18 protein-coding genes and 1 tRNA gene are annotated in these 19278 nt (G+C 46.4%); 17 read left to right on the top strand and 2 right to left on the bottom strand.

Features of this window, described 5'->3' with window-relative positions; all coding sequences use genetic code 11:
- The first annotated feature begins 7 nt into the window (after positions 1-7).
- From CTH_RS08670 to CTH_RS08650, 5 genes are read left to right on the top strand one after another with little or no spacing between them, the layout of a single operon-like run.
- Entirely contained in the window at positions 8-619 is a 612-nt protein-coding gene (locus tag CTH_RS08670) for a succinate dehydrogenase cytochrome b558 subunit (protein ID WP_078664894.1), read from the top strand.
- 18 nt (positions 620-637) lie between these two features.
- Positions 638-2422 (top strand): succinate dehydrogenase flavoprotein subunit, encoded by a 1785-nt coding sequence (gene sdhA / locus CTH_RS08665; RefSeq protein WP_078664893.1) that lies wholly within the window; start codon positions 638-640, stop codon positions 2420-2422.
- Complete coding sequence (gene sdhB / locus CTH_RS08660; protein WP_078664892.1) at positions 2394-3140, top strand: succinate dehydrogenase iron-sulfur subunit; 747 nt, start codon at positions 2394-2396, stop codon at positions 3138-3140. The genes sdhA and sdhB overlap by 29 nt, the downstream gene beginning before the upstream one ends.
- A gap of 24 nt (positions 3141-3164) precedes the next feature.
- Complete coding sequence (locus tag CTH_RS08655) at positions 3165-3746, top strand: DUF1847 domain-containing protein (protein WP_107753570.1); 582 nt, start codon at positions 3165-3167, stop codon at positions 3744-3746.
- 16 nt (positions 3747-3762) lie between these two features.
- Positions 3763-4968, top strand: coding sequence for a Coenzyme F420 hydrogenase/dehydrogenase, beta subunit C-terminal domain (locus CTH_RS08650; RefSeq protein ID WP_107753568.1), 1206 nt, complete (start codon positions 3763-3765; stop codon positions 4966-4968).
- Between the two features lie 89 nt (positions 4969-5057).
- On the opposite strand, the gene CTH_RS08645 is transcribed toward CTH_RS08650, so the two are convergent.
- Together CTH_RS08645 and CTH_RS14140 are read right to left on the bottom strand one after the other, a co-directional pair.
- Positions 5058-5435: an ATP-binding protein gene (locus CTH_RS08645; RefSeq protein ID WP_078664889.1), complete on the bottom strand. Its 378-nt coding sequence runs from the start codon at positions 5433-5435 to the stop codon at positions 5058-5060.
- Between the two features lie 159 nt (positions 5436-5594).
- Positions 5595-5692, bottom strand: a tRNA-Sec gene (locus CTH_RS14140).
- 111 nt (positions 5693-5803) lie between these two features.
- Between CTH_RS14140 and CTH_RS08640 the strand changes: the two genes are divergently transcribed.
- The 12 genes from CTH_RS08640 (at position 5804) to CTH_RS08585 (ending at position 19252) form a co-directional block, all read left to right on the top strand.
- Complete coding sequence (locus CTH_RS08640; RefSeq protein WP_078664888.1) at positions 5804-6895, top strand: cache domain-containing protein; 1092 nt, start codon at positions 5804-5806, stop codon at positions 6893-6895.
- A 152-nt stretch (positions 6896-7047) separates the two neighbouring features.
- Positions 7048-10056, top strand: a complete 3009-nt coding sequence (gene fdnG / locus CTH_RS08635) for a formate dehydrogenase-N subunit alpha (RefSeq protein WP_078664887.1) — start codon at positions 7048-7050, stop codon at positions 10054-10056.
- Position 10057: 1 nt separating this feature from the next.
- Positions 10058-10867, top strand: a complete 810-nt coding sequence (locus CTH_RS08630) for a 4Fe-4S dicluster domain-containing protein (protein WP_078664886.1) — start codon at positions 10058-10060, stop codon at positions 10865-10867.
- The gene (locus tag CTH_RS08625; protein ID WP_078664885.1) at positions 10857-11519 is read left to right on the top strand and encodes a formate dehydrogenase subunit gamma; all 663 of its coding nucleotides are present in this window, start codon (positions 10857-10859) and stop codon (positions 11517-11519) included. Before CTH_RS08630 ends, CTH_RS08625 begins: the two co-directional genes overlap by 11 nt.
- A gap of 81 nt (positions 11520-11600) precedes the next feature.
- Positions 11601-12299 carry a formate dehydrogenase accessory protein FdhE gene (locus CTH_RS08620; protein WP_078664884.1) on the top strand — a complete coding sequence of 233 codons (699 nt, stop codon included), beginning with the start codon at positions 11601-11603 and terminating at the stop codon, positions 12297-12299.
- 5 nt (positions 12300-12304) lie between these two features.
- The gene (gene tatA / locus CTH_RS08615; RefSeq protein WP_078664883.1) at positions 12305-12526 is read left to right on the top strand and encodes a twin-arginine translocase TatA/TatE family subunit; all 222 of its coding nucleotides are present in this window, start codon (positions 12305-12307) and stop codon (positions 12524-12526) included.
- A gap of 101 nt (positions 12527-12627) precedes the next feature.
- A complete protein-coding gene (locus CTH_RS08610; RefSeq protein ID WP_079906200.1) occupies positions 12628-13596 on the top strand; it encodes a polyprenyl synthetase family protein in 969 nt (322 codons plus the stop codon).
- A gap of 102 nt (positions 13597-13698) precedes the next feature.
- Positions 13699-14718, top strand: coding sequence for a cytochrome c3 family protein (locus CTH_RS08605; protein ID WP_078664881.1), 1020 nt, complete (start codon positions 13699-13701; stop codon positions 14716-14718).
- 20 nt (positions 14719-14738) lie between these two features.
- Positions 14739-15926, top strand: a complete 1188-nt coding sequence (locus CTH_RS08600) for a cytochrome c3 family protein (protein WP_107753564.1) — start codon at positions 14739-14741, stop codon at positions 15924-15926.
- A 204-nt stretch (positions 15927-16130) separates the two neighbouring features.
- A complete protein-coding gene (locus CTH_RS08595; RefSeq protein WP_159073844.1) occupies positions 16131-17588 on the top strand; it encodes a cytochrome c3 family protein in 1458 nt (485 codons plus the stop codon).
- An 11-nt stretch (positions 17589-17599) separates the two neighbouring features.
- Positions 17600-18235 (top strand): tetratricopeptide repeat protein, encoded by a 636-nt coding sequence (locus CTH_RS08590; protein ID WP_159071895.1) that lies wholly within the window; start codon positions 17600-17602, stop codon positions 18233-18235.
- A 30-nt stretch (positions 18236-18265) separates the two neighbouring features.
- Positions 18266-19252, top strand: a complete 987-nt coding sequence (locus CTH_RS08585) for a 6-bladed beta-propeller (protein ID WP_079906195.1) — start codon at positions 18266-18268, stop codon at positions 19250-19252.
- Positions 19253-19278: the final 26 nt, after the last annotated feature.

Raw genomic sequence — 19278 nt, 5'->3', positions numbered from 1 at the left:
ATTAGATATGAGCACAAACAGCTTTTTTCTTCGCCGGATTCATTCTCTCTCAGGTTTAATACCTATCGGATTATTTCTGCTGGAACATCTTTTTACCAATTCATTTGCACTTAAAGGTGCCAAAGCTTTTAACGAAAAAGTTGAATTCTTTCAAACCTTGCCTTATCTCACTTTTATTGAAATATTGTTTATCGGCTTACCCATTGCCTTTCACGCATTCTATGGTTTGTATATAGTTTATGTTGCCAAGAATAATATCTTATCTTATAGCTATTTCCGTAACTGGATGTTTTACTTGCAACGTGTAACGGCTATCGTAACTTTAGTTTTTTTGGTTTGGCATGTATATGTCTTGCGTTTGGCAAAAGCTCTTTACGATACCGAGGTCAGTTTTGAGGCTATAAGCGCTTCTCTCAGTAATCCAGGAATTTTTGCTTTTTATATTGTCGGTTTAATTGCAGCTGTTTTTCATTTTGCCAACGGGTTATGGACATTCCTCATCACCTGGGGTATTACAGTTGGCCCAAGGGCGCAGCAAGTGACCACTTATGTTACGGGGCTGCTTTTCCTGGTACTCAACATAATTGGTATCAACGTATTGGTAGCCTTTACGAGATAGGATTGGAGGTAAACAGATATGAGTAAAGGAAAAATCGTGGTTGTTGGCGGTGGATTAGCCGGTTTGATGGCCGCTATTAAAATAGCTGAGGCAGGTATGCATGTTGATTTGTTCTCTCTAGTTCCAGCCAAGCGCTCCCATTCTGCCTGTGCCCAAGGAGGAATTAACGCTGCTGTTAATACCAAGGGTGAAGGGGATTCTACCTGGGAACATTTTGATGATACTATTTACGGTGGCGACTTTTTAGCCAACCAAACTCCGGTGAAAGGGATGTGTGATGCTGCACCCGGTATAATATACCTGATGGACCGGATGGGAGTGCCTTTCAACCGTACCCCGGAAGGGCACCTTGATGTTCGCCGGCTCGGGGGGGCAAAGTACTCCAGAACAGTTTTTGCTGGTGCAACCACCGGTCAACAGCTTCTTTATGCCCTTGATGAGCAGACACGGCGTTATGAAGACGATGGTTTAATCAAACGGTATGAAGGCTGGGAAATGTTATCGGCAATTATTGATGATGAGGGAATCTGCCGTGGTCTTGTAGTACAGGAAATGAAATCTATGGAAATCCATGCAGTCAAGGCAGACGCGGTGATTCTTGCCACCGGTGGCCCGGGAATGATTTTCGGCCGTACCACCAATTCTACCATTAATACCGGTTCGGCGGCGAGTGCTGTTTACCAGCAGGGAGCAATTTATGCCAACGGGGAATTTATTCAGATTCACCCGACGGGTATCCCTGGAGAAGATAAGCGCCGCCTGATGTCTGAATCTATTAGGGGCGAAGGCGGCCGGATCTGGGTTTACAAAGATGGCAAGCCCTGGTATTTTCTTGAAGAATGGTATCCCGCCTATAAGAATTTGGTGCCAAGAGATATTGCCGCAAGGGCTATCCATAAAGTTTGTTACGAGTTAAAGCTTGGCATTAACGGGGAGAATATGGTTTACCTGGATATTTCCCACCTTCCAGCCAAAGAAATTGACCGCAAACTTGGTGGTGTCGTGGAAATTTATGAAAAGTTTATGGGAGAAGATCCTAGAAAGGTACCGATGAAGATTTTCCCCTCTGTTCATTATTCGATGGGCGGACTTTGGGTGGACTATAACCAGATGACCAATATTCCAGGCCTCTTTGCTTGCGGGGAATGTGAATATCAATATCATGGCGCCAACCGGTTAGGGGCTAACTCTTTGATTTCTGCCATATACGGTGGAATGATTGCAGGGCCGAAAGCTGTTGAATATGTAAAAAATATTGGCAAATCTGCCGAAACTGTCAGCAGCAAGGTTATAGAACGCGAGTTAAAACGTCAAATTGATTTCCAGGAAAGAATTTATAAGATGAACGGAACAGAAAACCCCTTCGCCTTGCACCGGGAAATGGGTGAAATAATGAATGAAAATGTTACCATTGTCCGATATAATGATAAACTAAAGAAGACTGATGAAAAACTGGTAGAGCTTCAGGAACGCTGGCAGAAAATTAATATTAACGATACCAGTCGCTGGGCTAACCAGGCCGTCCAATTTACCAGACAGCTGTGGAACATGCTACAACTGGCCCGGGTAATTACTATTGGTGCTCTTAACCGGAATGAAAGTCGGGGTGCCCATTATAAACCGGAGTTTCCGGACCGGGATGACGCTAATTGGCTGAAAACAACTATGGCCAGGTATACTCCGGAAGGCCCTGTTTTTAGTTATGAGGAAGTTGACCTTAAATACATTAAACCAAGACCACGGCGTTATGATGTGGAAAAGGAGGCTACTATGAATGTCGAAGACAATTCATCTAAAAATTAAACGACAAGATAGCCCCCAGGATCGTCCACGCTGGGAAGAATTTAAAGTGCCTTACCGGACGGGAGCCAACGTGGTTTCCGTATTAATGGAAATTCAAAGAAATCCGGTTAATGCCCAGGGACAGAAAACAACGGCTGTAGTTTGGGAATGTAATTGTCTGGAAGAAGTCTGCGGAGCATGTACCATGATTATCAATGGCAAACCCCGTCAGGCCTGTTCGGCGTTGATTGACCAGCTAACACAGCCTATTGTGCTTGAACCATTAACCAAGTTCCCCGTTATCAGGGATTTGATGGTAGATCGCAGCATTATGTTTGAAAACCTGAAAAAGGTCAAGGCCTGGATTGATATTGACGGGACATATGATTTGGGTCCTGGACCCAAGGTGTCCCAGGAAGTACAGGAGAAGATATATCCATTGTCCCGTTGCATGACTTGTGGGTGTTGCATGGAAGCGTGTCCCAATGTCAACCCCAAATCGAAGTTTATCGGTCCTGCACCCATTGCTCAGGTTCGCCTTTTTAATGCTCATCCCACCGGAGCAATGAGTAAAGGCCAACGCCTTGAATCCCTGATGGGTGAAGGCGGTATAGCTGAATGCGGTAATGCCCAGAACTGTGTCCGGGTTTGCCCAAAAGAAATACCTTTGACAGCTTCTATTGCCGATGTAAACCGTCAGGTTACACTTCACAGTATTTTGCGCTGGTTGGATAAGTAAAATAGAGAAAAGGAGCAATGCAAAGTGAAATGCGCCGATTGTTCAAAAAATGATTGTTATTTCCAGGGGAAGGTTTGTACCAAGGAAAGAATCCCGGTTCCGGAGTATGAGGACGAATTAGTAAGAAAGATGTGGACTGCTGCAGCAAAAATTGAAGCCGAACATTACATGAAGAAGACCCGTTTGGAAGAAGTTATTTTGTTTTGCCAGGAAGTAGGTATCAAGCATATAGGATTGGCCTTTTGTGTCGGTCTTTCCAATGAGGCTAAAATGATTTCTCAAATTTTGGAGAATTATTTTGAAGTAGATTCAGTTATGTGCAAAGTATGCGGTATGAATAAAAAAGAATTTGGCATGCCTAATGTTGTTGAAGGACGATATGAAGCTACTTGTAATCCGGTAGCTCAAGCTAAAATATTAGGTGAGGCCGGAACGGAGTTGAATTTAATAATCGGACTTTGTATTGGCCACGATGCTATTTTTACAAAATATTCAACCGCCCCTGTCTCCACTTTGGTTGTAAAAGATCGAGTTACTTGCCATAACCCCCTGGCGCCTGTTTATTCTAAATATTATCAAAGAAAATTGTTGCCGCCCGAAAAATAAGGAGGAAAAATTTATAATGAAATCTTTTGAACAACTCAAAAGGGATGTAATTGACCGGGGACTTTGCACCACCTGCGGCACTTGTGTAGGTTTGTGTCCCTGGCGGGTATTGGGAATTACAGAAGAAGATGGGGAGTTATTGCCTGAGTTAAAAGGTGAGTGTAAGGCTTGTGGAATATGCACTCAGGCCTGCCCGGGGGCCGATATTCCCATCCCGGTACTGGAACAGAAATTTTTTGGCCGGGTAAGGCCGGAAAGAAAAGATGATTTAGGCGTTTATGCGGGCTGTTACTATGGTTATGCCTCTGACCCGACAATTAGGGAAAAAGGTACCGGGGGAGGCCTGGTTAGTGCCCTGCTGGCATTTTCGCTGGAAAGAGGAGTAATCGACTGTGCCCTTGTAGCGGGCTTTCAACAGGATAACCCATTGCGGACAGAAGCAAGGTTGGTAACTACAAAAGAAGAAGTATTGGCTGCCGCGGGTTCTAAATATGCGGTGGTACCTATTAACAGTTTGCTGAATGAGGCAGTAGCCCGCGGTTATACTCGAATTGCAATTGTAGGCTGTCCCTGTCATATCCATGGAATTCGCAAGATGCAGTTTTCCGGTAAACCGGACAGTATAGCAAAAGCTGTTAAACTTGTGATTGGCCTTTTTTGCGCTTCTCAATTTTATTTTGAAGGGACCAGGCATTTGCTGGTTGAACAGGGTGGTATTAAGGATTTAAAATATGTTAAATGTCTTAATTACCGGGGCGGTAACTGGCCCGGCCATTTAACGGTTCGTTTGGCTGATGGTAAGGAAATAGTTATTGATCGGCATCATTACATGTACCACATATTAATGCCTGCATACAAGCGGGATCGGTGTGAAATGTGCACGGACTGGGCTGCAGAACTTGCGGACGTTGCTGTTGGTGACTACTGGGATCCGACTATGAAACCGGGAACCGAGGCTGGTAAGTCGACCATTTTGGTACGTTCCTCTGCTGGAGAGGAATTAGTCGGTTTAGCACGAACACAGGGGGCTATCAGTCTTGAGTTATTAGAGCCCAAAAAAGTAACTGCAGGTATTGGTTTTGAACTTAAAAAACATGCTGCTGCTTTTCGGCTCAAACAACGGCGCCGTTTCGGCTGGCCAGTTCCCAATTACCACCGGGAAACAGACTATACTCCTTTTTTACGTGAAACCCATCTAGCCCCTTCAACCAGGAGCGAATAAAAGCTTCTGAAACTGAACCCTGGAGAACGGAAAATGAAATAAAATTCCCCCTATGGTAGATTTGAATTACTATCATAGGGGGAAAACTTTTAGCCATGTATCAGGGCCGGTAAACAGCGGACACAGACCCACTGGCTGTCCTGCTTATGCCGGTAAGGGATAAGGACGCGCTCCATTTCACTGGCACCGCAGCGGGCACACTTGACGATTGCCAGCTGGTCCAGAATTTGTTTGCGGTGTTCTTCCACAGCATGGTGGTCAAATTCCACTGTTTCCCTTTCTTCGATGGTCAGAGCTCCGGTGGGACAAACAGCCAGGCAATAGCCAGCGCCATCACAGAGTTCCTCCCGCAAGACTTTGGCTTTGCCATTTACGATAGTTATGGCACCTTCGGCACAGGGGCTGACGCATTTACCACAGCCAGTGCACAGGTCTTCATTGATTTTTACTATTTTTCTTTTAACCATTTTTTACTCCTCCTCAATTTCCTGTTGTGCTTATTTTAGCAAAGACCAGTTATCATCATACAGTAAAACAGTCACAGAAAACTGTTAGTTTCATCACATTTTCGTAAAAATATAAAAGCCTATAAATCCTGCTGGGATTTATAGGCTTCAAATCTGTTCTGGCGGGAATGCGTGGGAATCGAACCCACCTTTCGAGGGGCTACCCCGAAACACGCGGCTTTGAAGGCCGGGGAGGCCACCAGACCTCATTCATTCCCTTACCGTATTAGATTATATTAAATAAAATGCTTATTGTCAAATTTATTGATTGAAAAATACGGGCTTTTCCTGTATAACTGTAAGTAGATGTTTGTAGGGAGTGATAAAAGATGAAGTCCCTGAAACAACAATTATTACTATTAGTTCTGGGACCTATCCTCCTGCTGTCGCTCTTATTAACTGTTGTGATCAGCATTCATATGAAGGAAAGGGCCATTCTGGCCACGGAAACTAAAGCTAAAAGCGACCTGGCCACAGGGGAAGCTATTATCGATTTAATGTACCCGGGTTCCTGGCAGGTGAAAAATGGCGAGTTATATAAAGGCGAGCATAAAATCAATAACGACCTGGAACTGGTAGATTATATTGCCAGTCTAACGGGGGATACTGTGACCATTTTCCTGGGTGATACCAGAGTGGCCACTACTGTACGGGGGCCGGATGGCCAGCGGGCTTTAAAAACGAAAGTTTCGGATGCGGTGGCCCGCACAGTGTTGAAGAATGGACAGGTGTACCTGGGTGAAGCCAATGTGGTTGGCGAGTACTATCAGACCGCTTATAAACCCCTGCGGGATAGTCAGGGTAACATCATTGGCATGTTTTATGTAGGTATTTCCAAGCGACTGTCAGATCAGCTGTTAAAAGAATCAATTTTTACTGTGATTTCCATCAGCGCTGGTATAACCTTGCTGGTAGCACTGGCGGGCTGGTTTTTTACCCAGCGGGTTATTATCGGCCCCTTGCAGCAAATTACAGCGGGAACTATGGAAGTAGCTTCCGGGCATCAGGCAGTCAAGGTGGAAGTGGATAGCTCCAATGAGATCGGGCAACTGGCTCAGGCTTTTAACCAGATGGTAGAGGAATTGCAGAAGTTGACCCAGCAGATCAGTCAGCAGCAGGGGCAGCCTCAGCTGGCTTCAAAGGGGGCAGCCGAAGTTGATACCCCTGCCAGTCTTGCCAGCGTTGAAGAAAGTTTACCCAAGGGTCTGAACGAATCTACCTTAAAGCAGATACTGGCCTATTTGACCCAGCAAACAGAGGCCCTGTCGGCGGAAGAAATAGCTGAAGGGGTGAATCTGACCAGGGTAACAGTTAAACGCTATCTGGATTACCTGGAAAAAAACGGTAGAATTCAGGTGGAAGTAAAATACGGAGCTATTGGTAGACCGGTAAAGTTATATCAGATTTTCGAAAAAGGATAAGCCTGTGGTTTTTCTGGCCACAGGATCTATTTTTGTAAATTACATTAGTTTCATAATTTACTTTACTTACAAAAAATTGACCTATCGCGGAAGCTGATGGATAATAGAAAAGCAAAAATTCAAAAAATTAAGATGAGAAAGGGGATGAAGGCATGGCCGTAACAAGACGGGATTTTCTCAAAATCTCTGGTCTTAGTGGTGCTCTGGCGGCAGCGGGTGTACTTGGCATTGATACTGCACCTGCCAGGGCCCAGGCCAAACAGTTCCGAATCAAGGATGCCAAACGAGTACCTACCCTGTGCCCGTTTTGCAGTGCGGGCTGTGGGATGATCGCTCACGTGGACACTGCTAATGGGGAGTTATTGTTGATTGACGGGGACCCGGACCATCCGGTTAACCGGGGCGGTGCCTGTAGTAAGGGAGCATCCATTTTCCAGATCCGTAATCTAGCAGTAGGTAAGCCCAATCCCCGGCGCTTGACTAAACCCCTCTACCGGGCTCCGGGCAGCGATAAGTTTGAAGAAAAAGATTGGGATTGGATGTTGACAGAAATTACAAAGCGGATTAAAGAAACCCGGGATAAGACCTTTGAAGTTGAAAAAGATGGCATCAAAGTCATGCGGACTGAAGCTATCGCCTCTTTAGGTGGTGCAGCTTTAGATAATGAAGAATGCTATCTGGTTCAAAAATTGATGCGGGGGCTGGGCGTAGTCTATCTCGAACACCAGGCCCGTATTTGACACAGCTCTACGGTCGCCGGTCTGGCGCCTTCATTTGGTCGTGGAGCAATGACCAACCACTGGATTGATTTAAAAAATACCGATTGTGCATTGATTATTGGTTCCAATGCCTTTGAAAATCATCCTATCTCCAGCAAGTGGCTGATGGAAGCCAAGGAGAAGCGCGGAGCCAAAATCATTTCCGTTGACCCGCGTTTTACCCGTACCTCTTCCAAAGCCGATATTTATGCACCGATGCGTTCTGGTACTGACATTGCCTTTATCGGGGGTATGATCAATTATATCCTGCAAAATAACCTGTACTTCAAAGACTATGTAGTCAATTACACCAACGCTTCTTTCATTGTAGCCGACACCTATGATTTCAATGATGGTATGTTCAGCGGCTATGATGAAAAAAACAGAAAATATGACAAAAAACTCTGGGGCTATAAACTTGATGCGGAAGGCAAGCCTTTGCGTGACCCCTCTTTACAGGATCCGCGCTGTGTCTTCCAGTTGCTGAAAAAGCATTATTCCCGTTATGATATTGATACCGTATGCCAGGTAACCGGTACACCGAAAGAGCTCTATGAAGAGATTTGTAAAACCTATGCGGCTACCGGTGTACCTGATAAAGCAGGCACGATTCTATATGCAATGGGTGGTACCCAGCATACTGTTGGTTCACAAAATGTGCGGGCCTATGCTATTCTGCAGCTCTTACTGGGTAATATAGGTATTCCTGGTGGCGGTGTAAATGCTCTGCGGGGTGAGTCCAACGTGCAGGGCTCTACTGATTTCGGTTTATTAAACAACATAATCACAGGCTATATACCTACGCCGACAGCGGATCCTGAACATGCTACCCTTTCAGCATATATTGAAAAAGAAACTCCTAAAGGTGGATTTTTGACGAACCTGCCTAAGTTTTTTGTAAGTTACCTAAAAGCAATGTGGGGTGATGCTGCCCGCCCGGATAATGAGTTTGCCTATCAGTATTTGCCCAAGCGTGATCCTAAGACCAACTATACACATATTGGACTTTTTGAGGCCATGTATAAAGGAAAACTTAAAGGGCTTATCTGCTGGGGCCAGAACCCGGTTGTAGGTGGCCCAAATTCCAATAAAGAGAGAAAGGCTCTGGAGAAACTGGATTGGCTGGTCGCAGCCGACCTCTGGCTGACTGAAACTATGACCTTCTGGACAAAAGAAGCAGGGGCTAACCCGGCCGAGATCAAGACTGAGGTCTTTGTTTTACCGGCAGCTGCTTCCTTTGAAAAGGAGGGCAGCATTGCATCTTCCGGCCGCTGGTCTCAGTGGCGCTGGCAGGCGGTCGAACCTCTGGGTGAGTCGCGAGCTGATCTGGATATTATACATCAATTGGCGCGTCGGCTGAAGGAAACATACAAGGATAGTACCAACCCTGCTGATGAACCGATTAAGTATCTCTACTGGAACTTTGGTGATGGTGATGAGTGCGATGTAGATAAGGTTGCTCGCGAAATAAATGGTCAGGAAACTGCTACAGGCAAGCAGGTCAAAAACTTCCTCTCCTTAATGGATGATGGCTCCACCCTCTGTGGTAACTGGATTTATTCAGGAATTTACCCCGAAGAAGGAAAAAACCTGGCTCAGCTCCGGGAACAGGATGATCCCAGTGGTCTGGGTATTTATCCCAGATGGTCTTATGCCTGGCCGCTGAACCGCCGTATCCTGTACAACCGGGCTTCAGCAGACACCACCGGGAAGCCCTGGCATCCGGACAAGGCTGTCATCTGGTGGGATGCTGTGCAGAAGAAATGGGTCGGCCATGACGTGCCTGACTTCAAGGCGGTAATTGGCCCCGATGATCCGGCCTTCCTCAATCCCTTTATCATGCAGGATGACGGCAAGGCCTGGCTCTTCGCCAAGGATAAGATGAATGAAGGACCTTTCCCGGAACACTATGAGCCCTGGGAGAGCCCGGTTCAGAATCCATTCTCCAAGGTACAACTGAACCCGGTTGTCAAGGTCTGGGAGCCGGATAAACAATCCGATCCGGCCAAATATCCCTATGTGGCTACCACCTATCGCTTCTCAGAGCACTGGCAGGCCGGTCAGATGACCAGAAACCTGGAATGGCAGGCGGAACTGGTACCGGAGATGGTGGTGGAAATCGGGGAAGCTCTGGCCTCTGAACTGAAGATCAAGGATGGGGATATGGTAATCGTGGAAAACAGCCGCGGCCAGGTCAAGGCAAGGGCTATGGTCACAAAACGTTTCCGCCCCCTGACGGTGATGGGCAAGACAATCCATCAGGTAGGGATGCCCTGGCACTTTGGCTATCAGGGGCTGATTACCGGTGATATTGCCAACAAGCTGACCCCGCATGTAGGGGATGGCAATACCATGATTCCCGAATACAAGGCCTTCTTGGTCAATATAAGGAGGGCGGAGTAGAATGGCAGAGAAACTTAGCATGTTTGTCGACCTGACCCTTTGTGTCGGCTGTCGGGGCTGTCAAACAGCCTGCAAAAGCTGGAATCAGTTGCCGGGGGAGAAGACGGTCTATTACTCAGGTTTGCAATCCATGCCGGATACCACGCCTCATACCTATAATTTGATTAAATTCAAGGAAGTTGAAGAAAATGGCCAGGTGCAATGGTTTTTCTTCAAAAGGCAATGTATGCACTGTACAGAAGCGGCCTGTATCAAGGCCTGCCCGGAAAATGCCCTCAGCCATACCGAAACCGGAGCGGTGGTCAGGGATTACGACAAATGCATTGGCTGCGGCTATTGTGCTAAATATTGTCCCTTCGGTATTCCCAAAGTGGATGAGGGAGTGCAGAAAATGGGCAAGTGCACTCTTTGCTTTGACCGGGTAGCGGAAGGATTGACCCCGGCTTGCAGTAAAACCTGTTCGCCCGGAGCTGTCCAGTTCGGGGAAAGAAGCCAGCTGGTCAGCAAGGCAAAAGCCCGGCTGGAAGAAGTAAAGCAATTATATCCCGAAGCCAACTTGTATGGATTAGATGAGCAATTCCTGGGCGGGACCAATGTTTTCTATCTCCTGCCTAAAGCACCGGAATTTTATGATTTGCCTAAACAGCCATCGGTTCCGGCCATTCTCACCACCTGGAAGGATGTGATCCAGCCCATCGGTAAAGCTCTGCCTCTGGCTGCCCTGGGAGCTGTGGCGGTCAGCGCCTTCCTCACCCGGATTCGGGAGAATAGCCATTCTGTAGATAAAGGAGGGAAAAGCCATGGCGCCTAAAAGCGGGGAAAAGGTTTTACGCTTCGGGGCGGTGGCCCGGTTTGCCCACTGGTCCCATACAGTGACATTCCTGCTCCTTGCCTTTACTGGCATGTTGATTTACATGGATGTCCTGGACTTCCTGGCACCTCTATTCGGAGGCATGCAAGGGGCCCGGCTTCTGCACCGGATTGCAGCAGTAGGGTTTATTGTCCTGCCGATTCTCTCGCTGTTTGCCAATCCGGCAGGTTTCAAAGAATGGATGAGCCATGTTTTTCGCTGGGGTGCCAATGATTTCGCCTTCTTTGGTGCCTTTGTCAAAGAGTTTTTTGGAGCTCATGTCGAAGTACCGCCCCAGGGCCGCTTCAATGCCGGTGAAAAGGTTAACTCCTTGCTGCAGCTGGTAGGTTGCACTTTGCTGGCAATCAGCGGGTTGATCCTCTGGTTCCCCCAGGGCTTCAGCCAGGGAACCCAGCAACTGGCCCTGATCGTTCACGATCTGGCTTTTGTCCTGACCTTTACAGCTATGATCGGTCATGCCTATTTGGCTCTTTTTCATCCCAAGACCAACGAGGCTATCAACGGTATGTTGAGCGGTTATGTGGATGCGGAATTTGCCAAAAGCCATTACCCCCTGTGGTATCAGGAGATCAAGGGGAAAATGCGGGGCTAACCCTGCCGGGGAGGGTATTACCCTCCCTTGTTTTTTCCTTCTGTTTATGCGATAATTATAAAGAAAGGTTAGGGATGTCTAATGCAGGAATTAGTGCAGGTAGTTAAACGAATTCTGGCTTTTGCAGAAAATCAGCCCCCGGTCAGTCTACAGGTAGAACTGGCAGAAAGTATGGAGGGACAGCCTTTTTTGCTGGCCGATTGCCGCTGGCAAGCAGATGCTGATGACTGGCGCCAGTATTTACTGGGATGGCAGGCATTTTTACAGGAACTGAAGCCGGAGAAAAAGGAGGACTGGCAGCGGTTATTTCAGGAATTCCTAACCATGGATATAAATGGCCTCTGGGCCTATCAACCCGGGCAAACGGAGGCTGCCTGGGTGCGAACCTTGATTTTCTATCCAATCCTTAAACAACAAAAAGAAATGCTAAAAAAGGAATTGGAAACTAAAAATAATATCGCCCACTGTCCTCTCTGTGGCAGTATCCCTTTGCTGGCAGTACTGAGCGGACCAGGTGGGGCCAGACAGCTGGTTTGTGGCAGTTGCACTACCCGCTGGGATTATCCTGCTCTTGCCTGTCCGGCCTGTGGTAATCGCGACCATGAGACCTTGTATTACCGCAAGGCCGAGGAACTGCCGGGCTGGCAACTGGATAGCTGTAGGAAGTGCGGATATTCTTTAAAGGTTCTGGATTTGCGCACTGGCAAGCAGGATGTCCATCCCTGGTTGCTGGATGCTGAATCAATAGCCCTCAACTTTGTCAACCAGAAGGAGGAATAAGTCTCATGTTTGGTTTTATTGGCGGTCTGGGTATGCCGGAGTTAATTGTCATTCTGGTGCTGGCACTGATTATTTTTGGCCCGGGTAAATTACCGGATGTAGGTAGGGCTCTGGGGAAAAGTATCAATGAGTTTAAGCGGGCCTCCCGGGAAGTGCAAAAGGAAATAACCGAAGCGGTAAAAGATGAGCCCAAATCGGAAGGAGACAGCAATAAGACTGTCGGCTAAGGCTGACAGTCTTTTTTCTAAGCAGGAATTTTTTGATGGAGATTGAATATATATATCTATGTGTCCAAGCAGTTGACGAGAAGAAAGGATGCAACTATTTAATGAATACCTGGAATATTTTTGGTGAAATCAGTAGTGATTTGCAACTGGTAGAGAAGGAGCTGCAGGAAGCAGTAAAAGGGCCAATTCCTGTCCTGGAGGAGGCTTCTTCCCACTTGCTGGCAGCGGGAGGGAAACGTTTGCGTCCTGCTTTTGCCCTGATTTCGGGCAAGTTTAGCAATTATGATCTCAAGAAAATGATACCGCTGGCAGTGGCTTTAGAGCTTATACATATGGCCTCTCTGGTCCATGATGATGTGATTGATGCCTCGAGCACAAGACGCGGTCTACCTACTGTGCGGGCCAAATGGGGCAACAGGATGTCCATGCATGCCGGCGATCATATTTTTGCCCGTTCCTTGCAGTTGATTCATAGTATCGGTAACAGGGAAATAAGTGGCATTTTGGCTACCACCAGTGTTAAGATGTGCGAAGGCGAAATCCAGCAAATCCTCACTGCTTTTGATATCAGGCAAACTATCAAGGACTATTTCTACCGGATTGAAAGGAAGACTGCCCTGTTGATTGCGGCATCTTGCCGCTGTGGGGCCCTGGCAGCAGGAGCGGAACGAGCGATTGTGCGGGCCCTGGGTCGTTTTGGCCACTATATTGGTATGGCCTTTCAAATTACCGATGATATTCTTGATCTAACTGCTGACCAGAAAAAACTGGGAAAACCCATAGGTGGAGATATTCGTCAGGGGATTATGACTTTGCCGATGATTTTTGCCCTTAGATACTACGGAGAAAATTCCCGGCTGGCTGAAATCCTGGCTGCGCGCGAAAAAGGGGAAAAGGAAATCAAGGAAGCCATCCAGCTGATCTCAGCAGCTGGTGCCATTGAGAAAACCAGGGAAATCAGTCGACGCTTTGTGGAGAAAGGTTTGCGCGAATTGGCCATACTCCCGGTCAATCCAACCCGTGATTTGCTGGAGAAGCTGGCTCATTTCATAAATCGGCGGAATTACTAAAAATTTTCCTGACAAAAAAGAGGAATTGTAGAGAAGGACGGCGAATATATTCGTCGTCCATTGCTGCAAGAATGTGAATGTCATAACAAGGAGGGAGTTTTCATGGGTCTGAGGCCAAAATGGCTGCAGTTCGATCTCAGCAAGACAGAAGATAAGCTGAAACTGTTCATTCTGGTCAGCGGTCTGCTTATCTTCATTGGTGTGGCTACAGTTACGGCAATTCAGCTGACTATGTACCCTGAGTTTTGCCAGACCTGTCACATCATGAAGCCTGAGTATCGAACCTGGCAGGCGACCTCCCACAGCAATATCCGCTGTACGGAGTGTCACATAGAGCCCGGTGTATTTAACCTGATCAAGCACAAGATCGGGGCGATGAAGGAATTATATTTATACGCTACCAATACTTATCCTACTCCGATTAAAATGTCACACAAAATTGAGAATTTCGTTTGTGAGAAATGTCACTCTATCACTACTCGTAAATTCACTGTTTCCGGGGATATAAAGATCCCTCATACCAGACATATTGAGAGCAAAATTACAGAGGTCTACTGTGTGGATTGTCACGCAGGGGTGGCTCACGGCAAGATTTCCGAAAGGGGTATGATTACTGAAGGGTCACCAACGGCTGTGAAAAAAGGCGATCTGGCGGCATGGACATTAGACGACGGAAAACAGCAGACTATTCGCGAATTCACTAAAGCAGACATGGACGACTGTATTGCATGCCATGTGAAGAACAAGCAATCCATCAAGTGTGAAACCTGTCATGCTACCATCAAGACTCCGGATAATCATACACCGGTAGCAGCATGGTTGCCGCAGCATGGTAAAGATGCTGAAAAAGATATTAATGTTTGTAAGTCCTGCCATAACTATGGGATGACTGTAAAACAGGTGGTACACACCAATAAGGCCGTTGCCTATGCCTGGGGCAATGAATACTGTGTGAATTGTCACAGCCAGGCCCCTGCCAGCCATAAAGAGGCTACGTGGAGGAAAATGCACAAAACTCAAGTGGCAGCTAAAGGCATTAACAATTGTTTTGCCTGCCACAGTCAAACCAGCAAAGAAGGACCACAGGCACCGGCTCGCATTACCTGTGACCGTTGCCACTAATATTAGGAGGATAGGCGATAATGGGTAAGTGGAGGTTAAAGCTGGACCTCAGTACGACAGAAAACCGGTTAAAGGCTTTCATACTGGTCAGCGGACTACTGATTTTTATCGGGGTTGCGACAGTAGGGGCTATCCAGATTACGATGGAGCCGGATTTTTGTCAATCCTGTCATGAGATGAGACCTGAGTATTATACCTGGCAAGTAACATCTCATCGTCAATTTCGTTGCACCGAATGCCATATTGAGCCGGGGTTGGCCAGTCTGCTCATCCATAAAATCAGTGCAGTTAGAGAGGTCTACCTCCACTTTACCGGTACCTATCCACGGCCGATTAAAATGGAAAATCCCATTCCCAATATTACCTGTAAGAAATGCCATTCGCCTGGTAATCGTCAGTTCACTGTTTCCGGGGACTTGATAATCCCCCATGATCGCCATGATGCCAAAGGGGTTTACTGTGTTGATTGCCACAGCGGTGTAGCTCATGGGGAAATTGCCAAACGGAAAGTGACTACCAGGATTCAGTTTCTGGCCTGGAATGAGACAGTAGCAAGAGAACAGACTGATGGTAAGCTGGCCAAACCCAAAATGAATACCTGTCTGGAATGTCATACCAAACGGAATGTTACCACTCGTTGTGAGGCCTGTCATAAGACTATTGCCATACCTACCAACCATGAACAGGAGGACTGGTGGTATCAGCATGGCCGACTGGCTATGAAGGACATTGATTACTGTAATAAGTGCCATTCATTCTCATTGCAAACTCAGGAAGGCACAAAAGTCTCAACCAGGGATTATGTCCGGGGCAATGTTTTCTGTTATACCTGTCACAGGAAATGGCCGCAAAGCCATACTGCTGACTGGAAGATAGTCCACAAACATTCGGCTCGCAAGGATAAAGATGGTTGTTTCATCTGTCATGATCAAAATAAACCAGCAGTCAATTCTACAGCGACCACTACTTATTGTGCTAAATGTCATGGACCAACGGTTTTACCAGGGCAAACTACTTTCACAGGTGGGAGCAATCAAAACGGGGGGGTACAAAGCGGTAAACCGCAAGGGCCCAGTTCACACCCGTCTAACTGGCGTCAAATTCATCCTAAATATGTGAAGGAAAAAGGTACTGGTACCGGTCGCTGTTTTGAGTGTCACGATACATCCAACTGCTTCCGGTGTCACACCAATGGTGGCAAAACCTAAAAAGGGACAGCAATACGCTGTCCCTTTATCTAATAAAATTTTTTAAGCAGGGCTGACTAAGGAAGGATTTTTGCAATATTTGTCGAAATGATAAATTAAACACAAGCGAAGGGCACCGCTGGCAACAGAGATCAGCCCACAAATGAGGAAAAATGTAATAAATATCACAATCCGATGGTTGGTTGGGGAAAGGGGCCGATTTCCATGGGGCGCTGGCTGAGTTACATAGTGTCGATTATTACAGCGGTGGCTCTAGTTGTTACCATGTTAATTACCGATACCGGCCGACAGCTTCTCCAGAATGGAATAGAAAAGCTGGCTGGATTGGTTCAGATAGATGGTTTGCTAAATACTGATGGAGCAAAAGAACCAGGAAAAAGTGGTGAAGGTGACCGCAAAGTATGTGGCACCTGCCATTCCGATAAAAGTGCTGATTTTCGCAAGAAATATCAACATGCCCCTTTTGTGCGCTGGCAGTGCACAGACTGTCATGTCCCTCATACCGTAGGTAGTGGTAAAAAAGAATTTGTAGTTGAGATTGATAAGCTGTGCGCTACCTGTCATTTCGATCGGAAAAACGAAATGGCAATGCCGGTTAAGCACCCTCCCTTTGCTAAAGGGCGCTGTATAGATTGCCATGATCCTCATGCATCTGACTACCCCAGGCAACTGAGAATACCAGAGCAACAATTATGTCAATCCTGCCATACTGTTGCGATGAGGTATGCGGGTTTGCCCAGTAAACACCCGCCTTTTGCGAAAGGGTATTGTACCGACTGCCATACCCCTCATGCCTCGACAGGCAAAGGTCTAACCAAGTTACCAGGAGATAAACTCTGTTTTTCCTGCCATTATGACCGCCTGGCTGAAAGAAGTATGCCAGTTAAACATAAGCCTTATGCTGAGGGAAACTGCATAGGCTGTCATGGTCCTCATGCTACCAGTGGCGAGAAGATGTTGAGATATCCGAAAGAAAAGCTGTGTTTCAGCTGTCATGTAGATAAGGCAGAACAAACAAAGGTTGGTTATCAGCATCCTCCCTTTGCCAAAGGACAATGTACCGGTTGTCATACACCGCATGGGTCTTACAATAAGAGTTTGGTTTTAGAACCAGGAAGTCAGTTGTGTTATCTCTGTCATGGCAAGTATCGATCCTACTTTAGTATGCCCTCTCATCACCCGGTTGATACGGGTAGGATTGAGTGTTTTAGCTGCCACAATCCTCACTCCGGGCCTGGTAAAAGGATGACCATAGCTCCGGGAAATGAGCTGTGTTATAACTGCCATGGCTGGCTGCGCGAAGGTTTTGAAAGTCTGGCCCATGCCAAGAAAGCTGTTGGTCGTGCTGGTAAGGGGCTTTGTATCAATTGCCATCAGCCGCATGGTTCGCAATACAGGCCCTTGCTTTTTGCAGACCAGTTGGATATGTGTAAAACCTGTCATGGTAAAATAGCCCGTGCCGCTATTAACCATCCGGTCGGGCCCAAATATACGGATCCTATACGCGGTATCAGCATGCGTTGTACCAGTTGTCATGGACCCCATGGTACCCCCAATCAATATTTCACTCTTGAGCCGCGAACACAGTTATGTTTGAAGTGTCATGGTGAGAAACGCAATCAGGATATCATTATTCACCGTATTTTACCGAAAAAGAAATAGGAGCGATGGACATGGAAAAAGAACTATCTCTGGGGAAAGCGCTCTTGATCCTTGCGTTATCCTTGGTCCTTATCGTTAGTGCAGGCTTATTTGTGGGTTATAAATTCTTCTGGAACCAGTACGAGCAGGTTACTGTTGATGATATCCAGCTCAAGGCTGCTATGGAAGTGGTGAAAAAGGATCCCAAGGATCCCAGAGGCCATCTGGCTTTAGGGTATCAGTATTTGAGACGAGGAGAAAAGGATAAGGCTTTGCGGGAATATCAAGAGGCCCAAAAGCTGGCAAAGCCAGATGATCTGGCTGTACTCTTTAATCTGGGGCTGGCTTATAAGGAAATAGGGAAAAAAGACGAAGCTATTAGCTATCTAGAAAAGGTAGTTAAGAAAAACAAGTGGCACTTTCTGGCCCAGTATAATCTGGCTTTACTGTACGCAGATAAAAAAGAATATGAGAAGTCATTAAAGGCATTTGAGATTGCTTTGCGCCTGGAAAGCGGAGCGGCGGATGTTCTGGTTTCCCGGGCCCGCGTATACAAGGATATGGGTGAAATTGCCAAGGCCAGGGCTGATGTGGAAAAAGCACTGAAATTCGTCCCTGATTATCAGGAGGCCTTACAATTGAAACAGGAATTAGCTAAACAGCAGTAACAGGAGGTGGGCCCTGTTTCAGGGGTAACCATGAAAAAAGTTAAATTAAGCACTTTAATTAATATCATTTTAGCTGTGTCTTTGCTAGCGGTGGTAGGCTTTGGCTGGTTTTATTTAAAAAAACAGAGCCCGATTGATAAGGTAGCCAGTGTTTTAGATGTAACATCGACTGTACCTAATCCTAAATATCTTTACACTATTTACGGACCTGACAGCAAGCGTTTAAATCACCCCTATAACCTGGTGGTTGTGAATGATCGCATCTATATTACCGATACCGATAATGGACGAGTGATAATTACCGATTATAATGGTAAATTTATCAAGGAATTTGGAAAGAGTGGCAGTCAGGGCAAGCTGGAGGACCCAATCGGTATTACTGCGGTAGATAATGAAATTTATGTAGTTGACCCTGCATTGAAGAAGATAGTAGTTTATGATCTGAATGGTAATTTTAAACGATATTTTAAATCTGATTATGCCACATCTCCTGTAAACATTGCTTACCATGATGGAAAATTCTATGTTCTTGATACTGGTGCGAAAACTACTGTTCATATCGTGTCACCGGAAGGCAAAGTCCTGAAACAAATTGGCAAACGGGGCGGAAACCCGGGAGAGTTTTATTATCCTCTGAGTATCAAAGTTGATGACCAGGGACAGATCTGGATTGCCGACTCCAACAATAACCGCATTCAGGTGATTGATGAAAACGGCAAGTCCATCAAAGTTTTGCTGGGGAAAGAAGAAAATGGGACAGGGGGCTATGCGATACCCAGAGGGCTAGCATTTGATAAAAAGGGCTATATGTATACCTGTGAAACCTTAAGTAACATGGTAGCGATAACTGATGAAAAAGGGATTGTAGTAAAACGATTTAGCTATGCAGAGGACAAGACGGTTGCCGGAGAACCGGATTCATTAGAGCTACCAAATTCAGTTTTTATAGATGATAATCTGAGACTTTATGTGGTGGAGTATGGCAACAGCAGAGTTGTAGTTTATGACCTCAAGTAGTTTTAAAAGTTTCCGGCAGACGGTGG

Origin of the sequence: Carboxydocella thermautotrophica (assembly GCA_003054495.1) — a bacterium.
Lineage (GTDB): Bacteria > Bacillota.
Note: the sequence above shows the minus strand (reverse complement) of the source record. Positions and strands in the feature narration are given on the sequence as shown.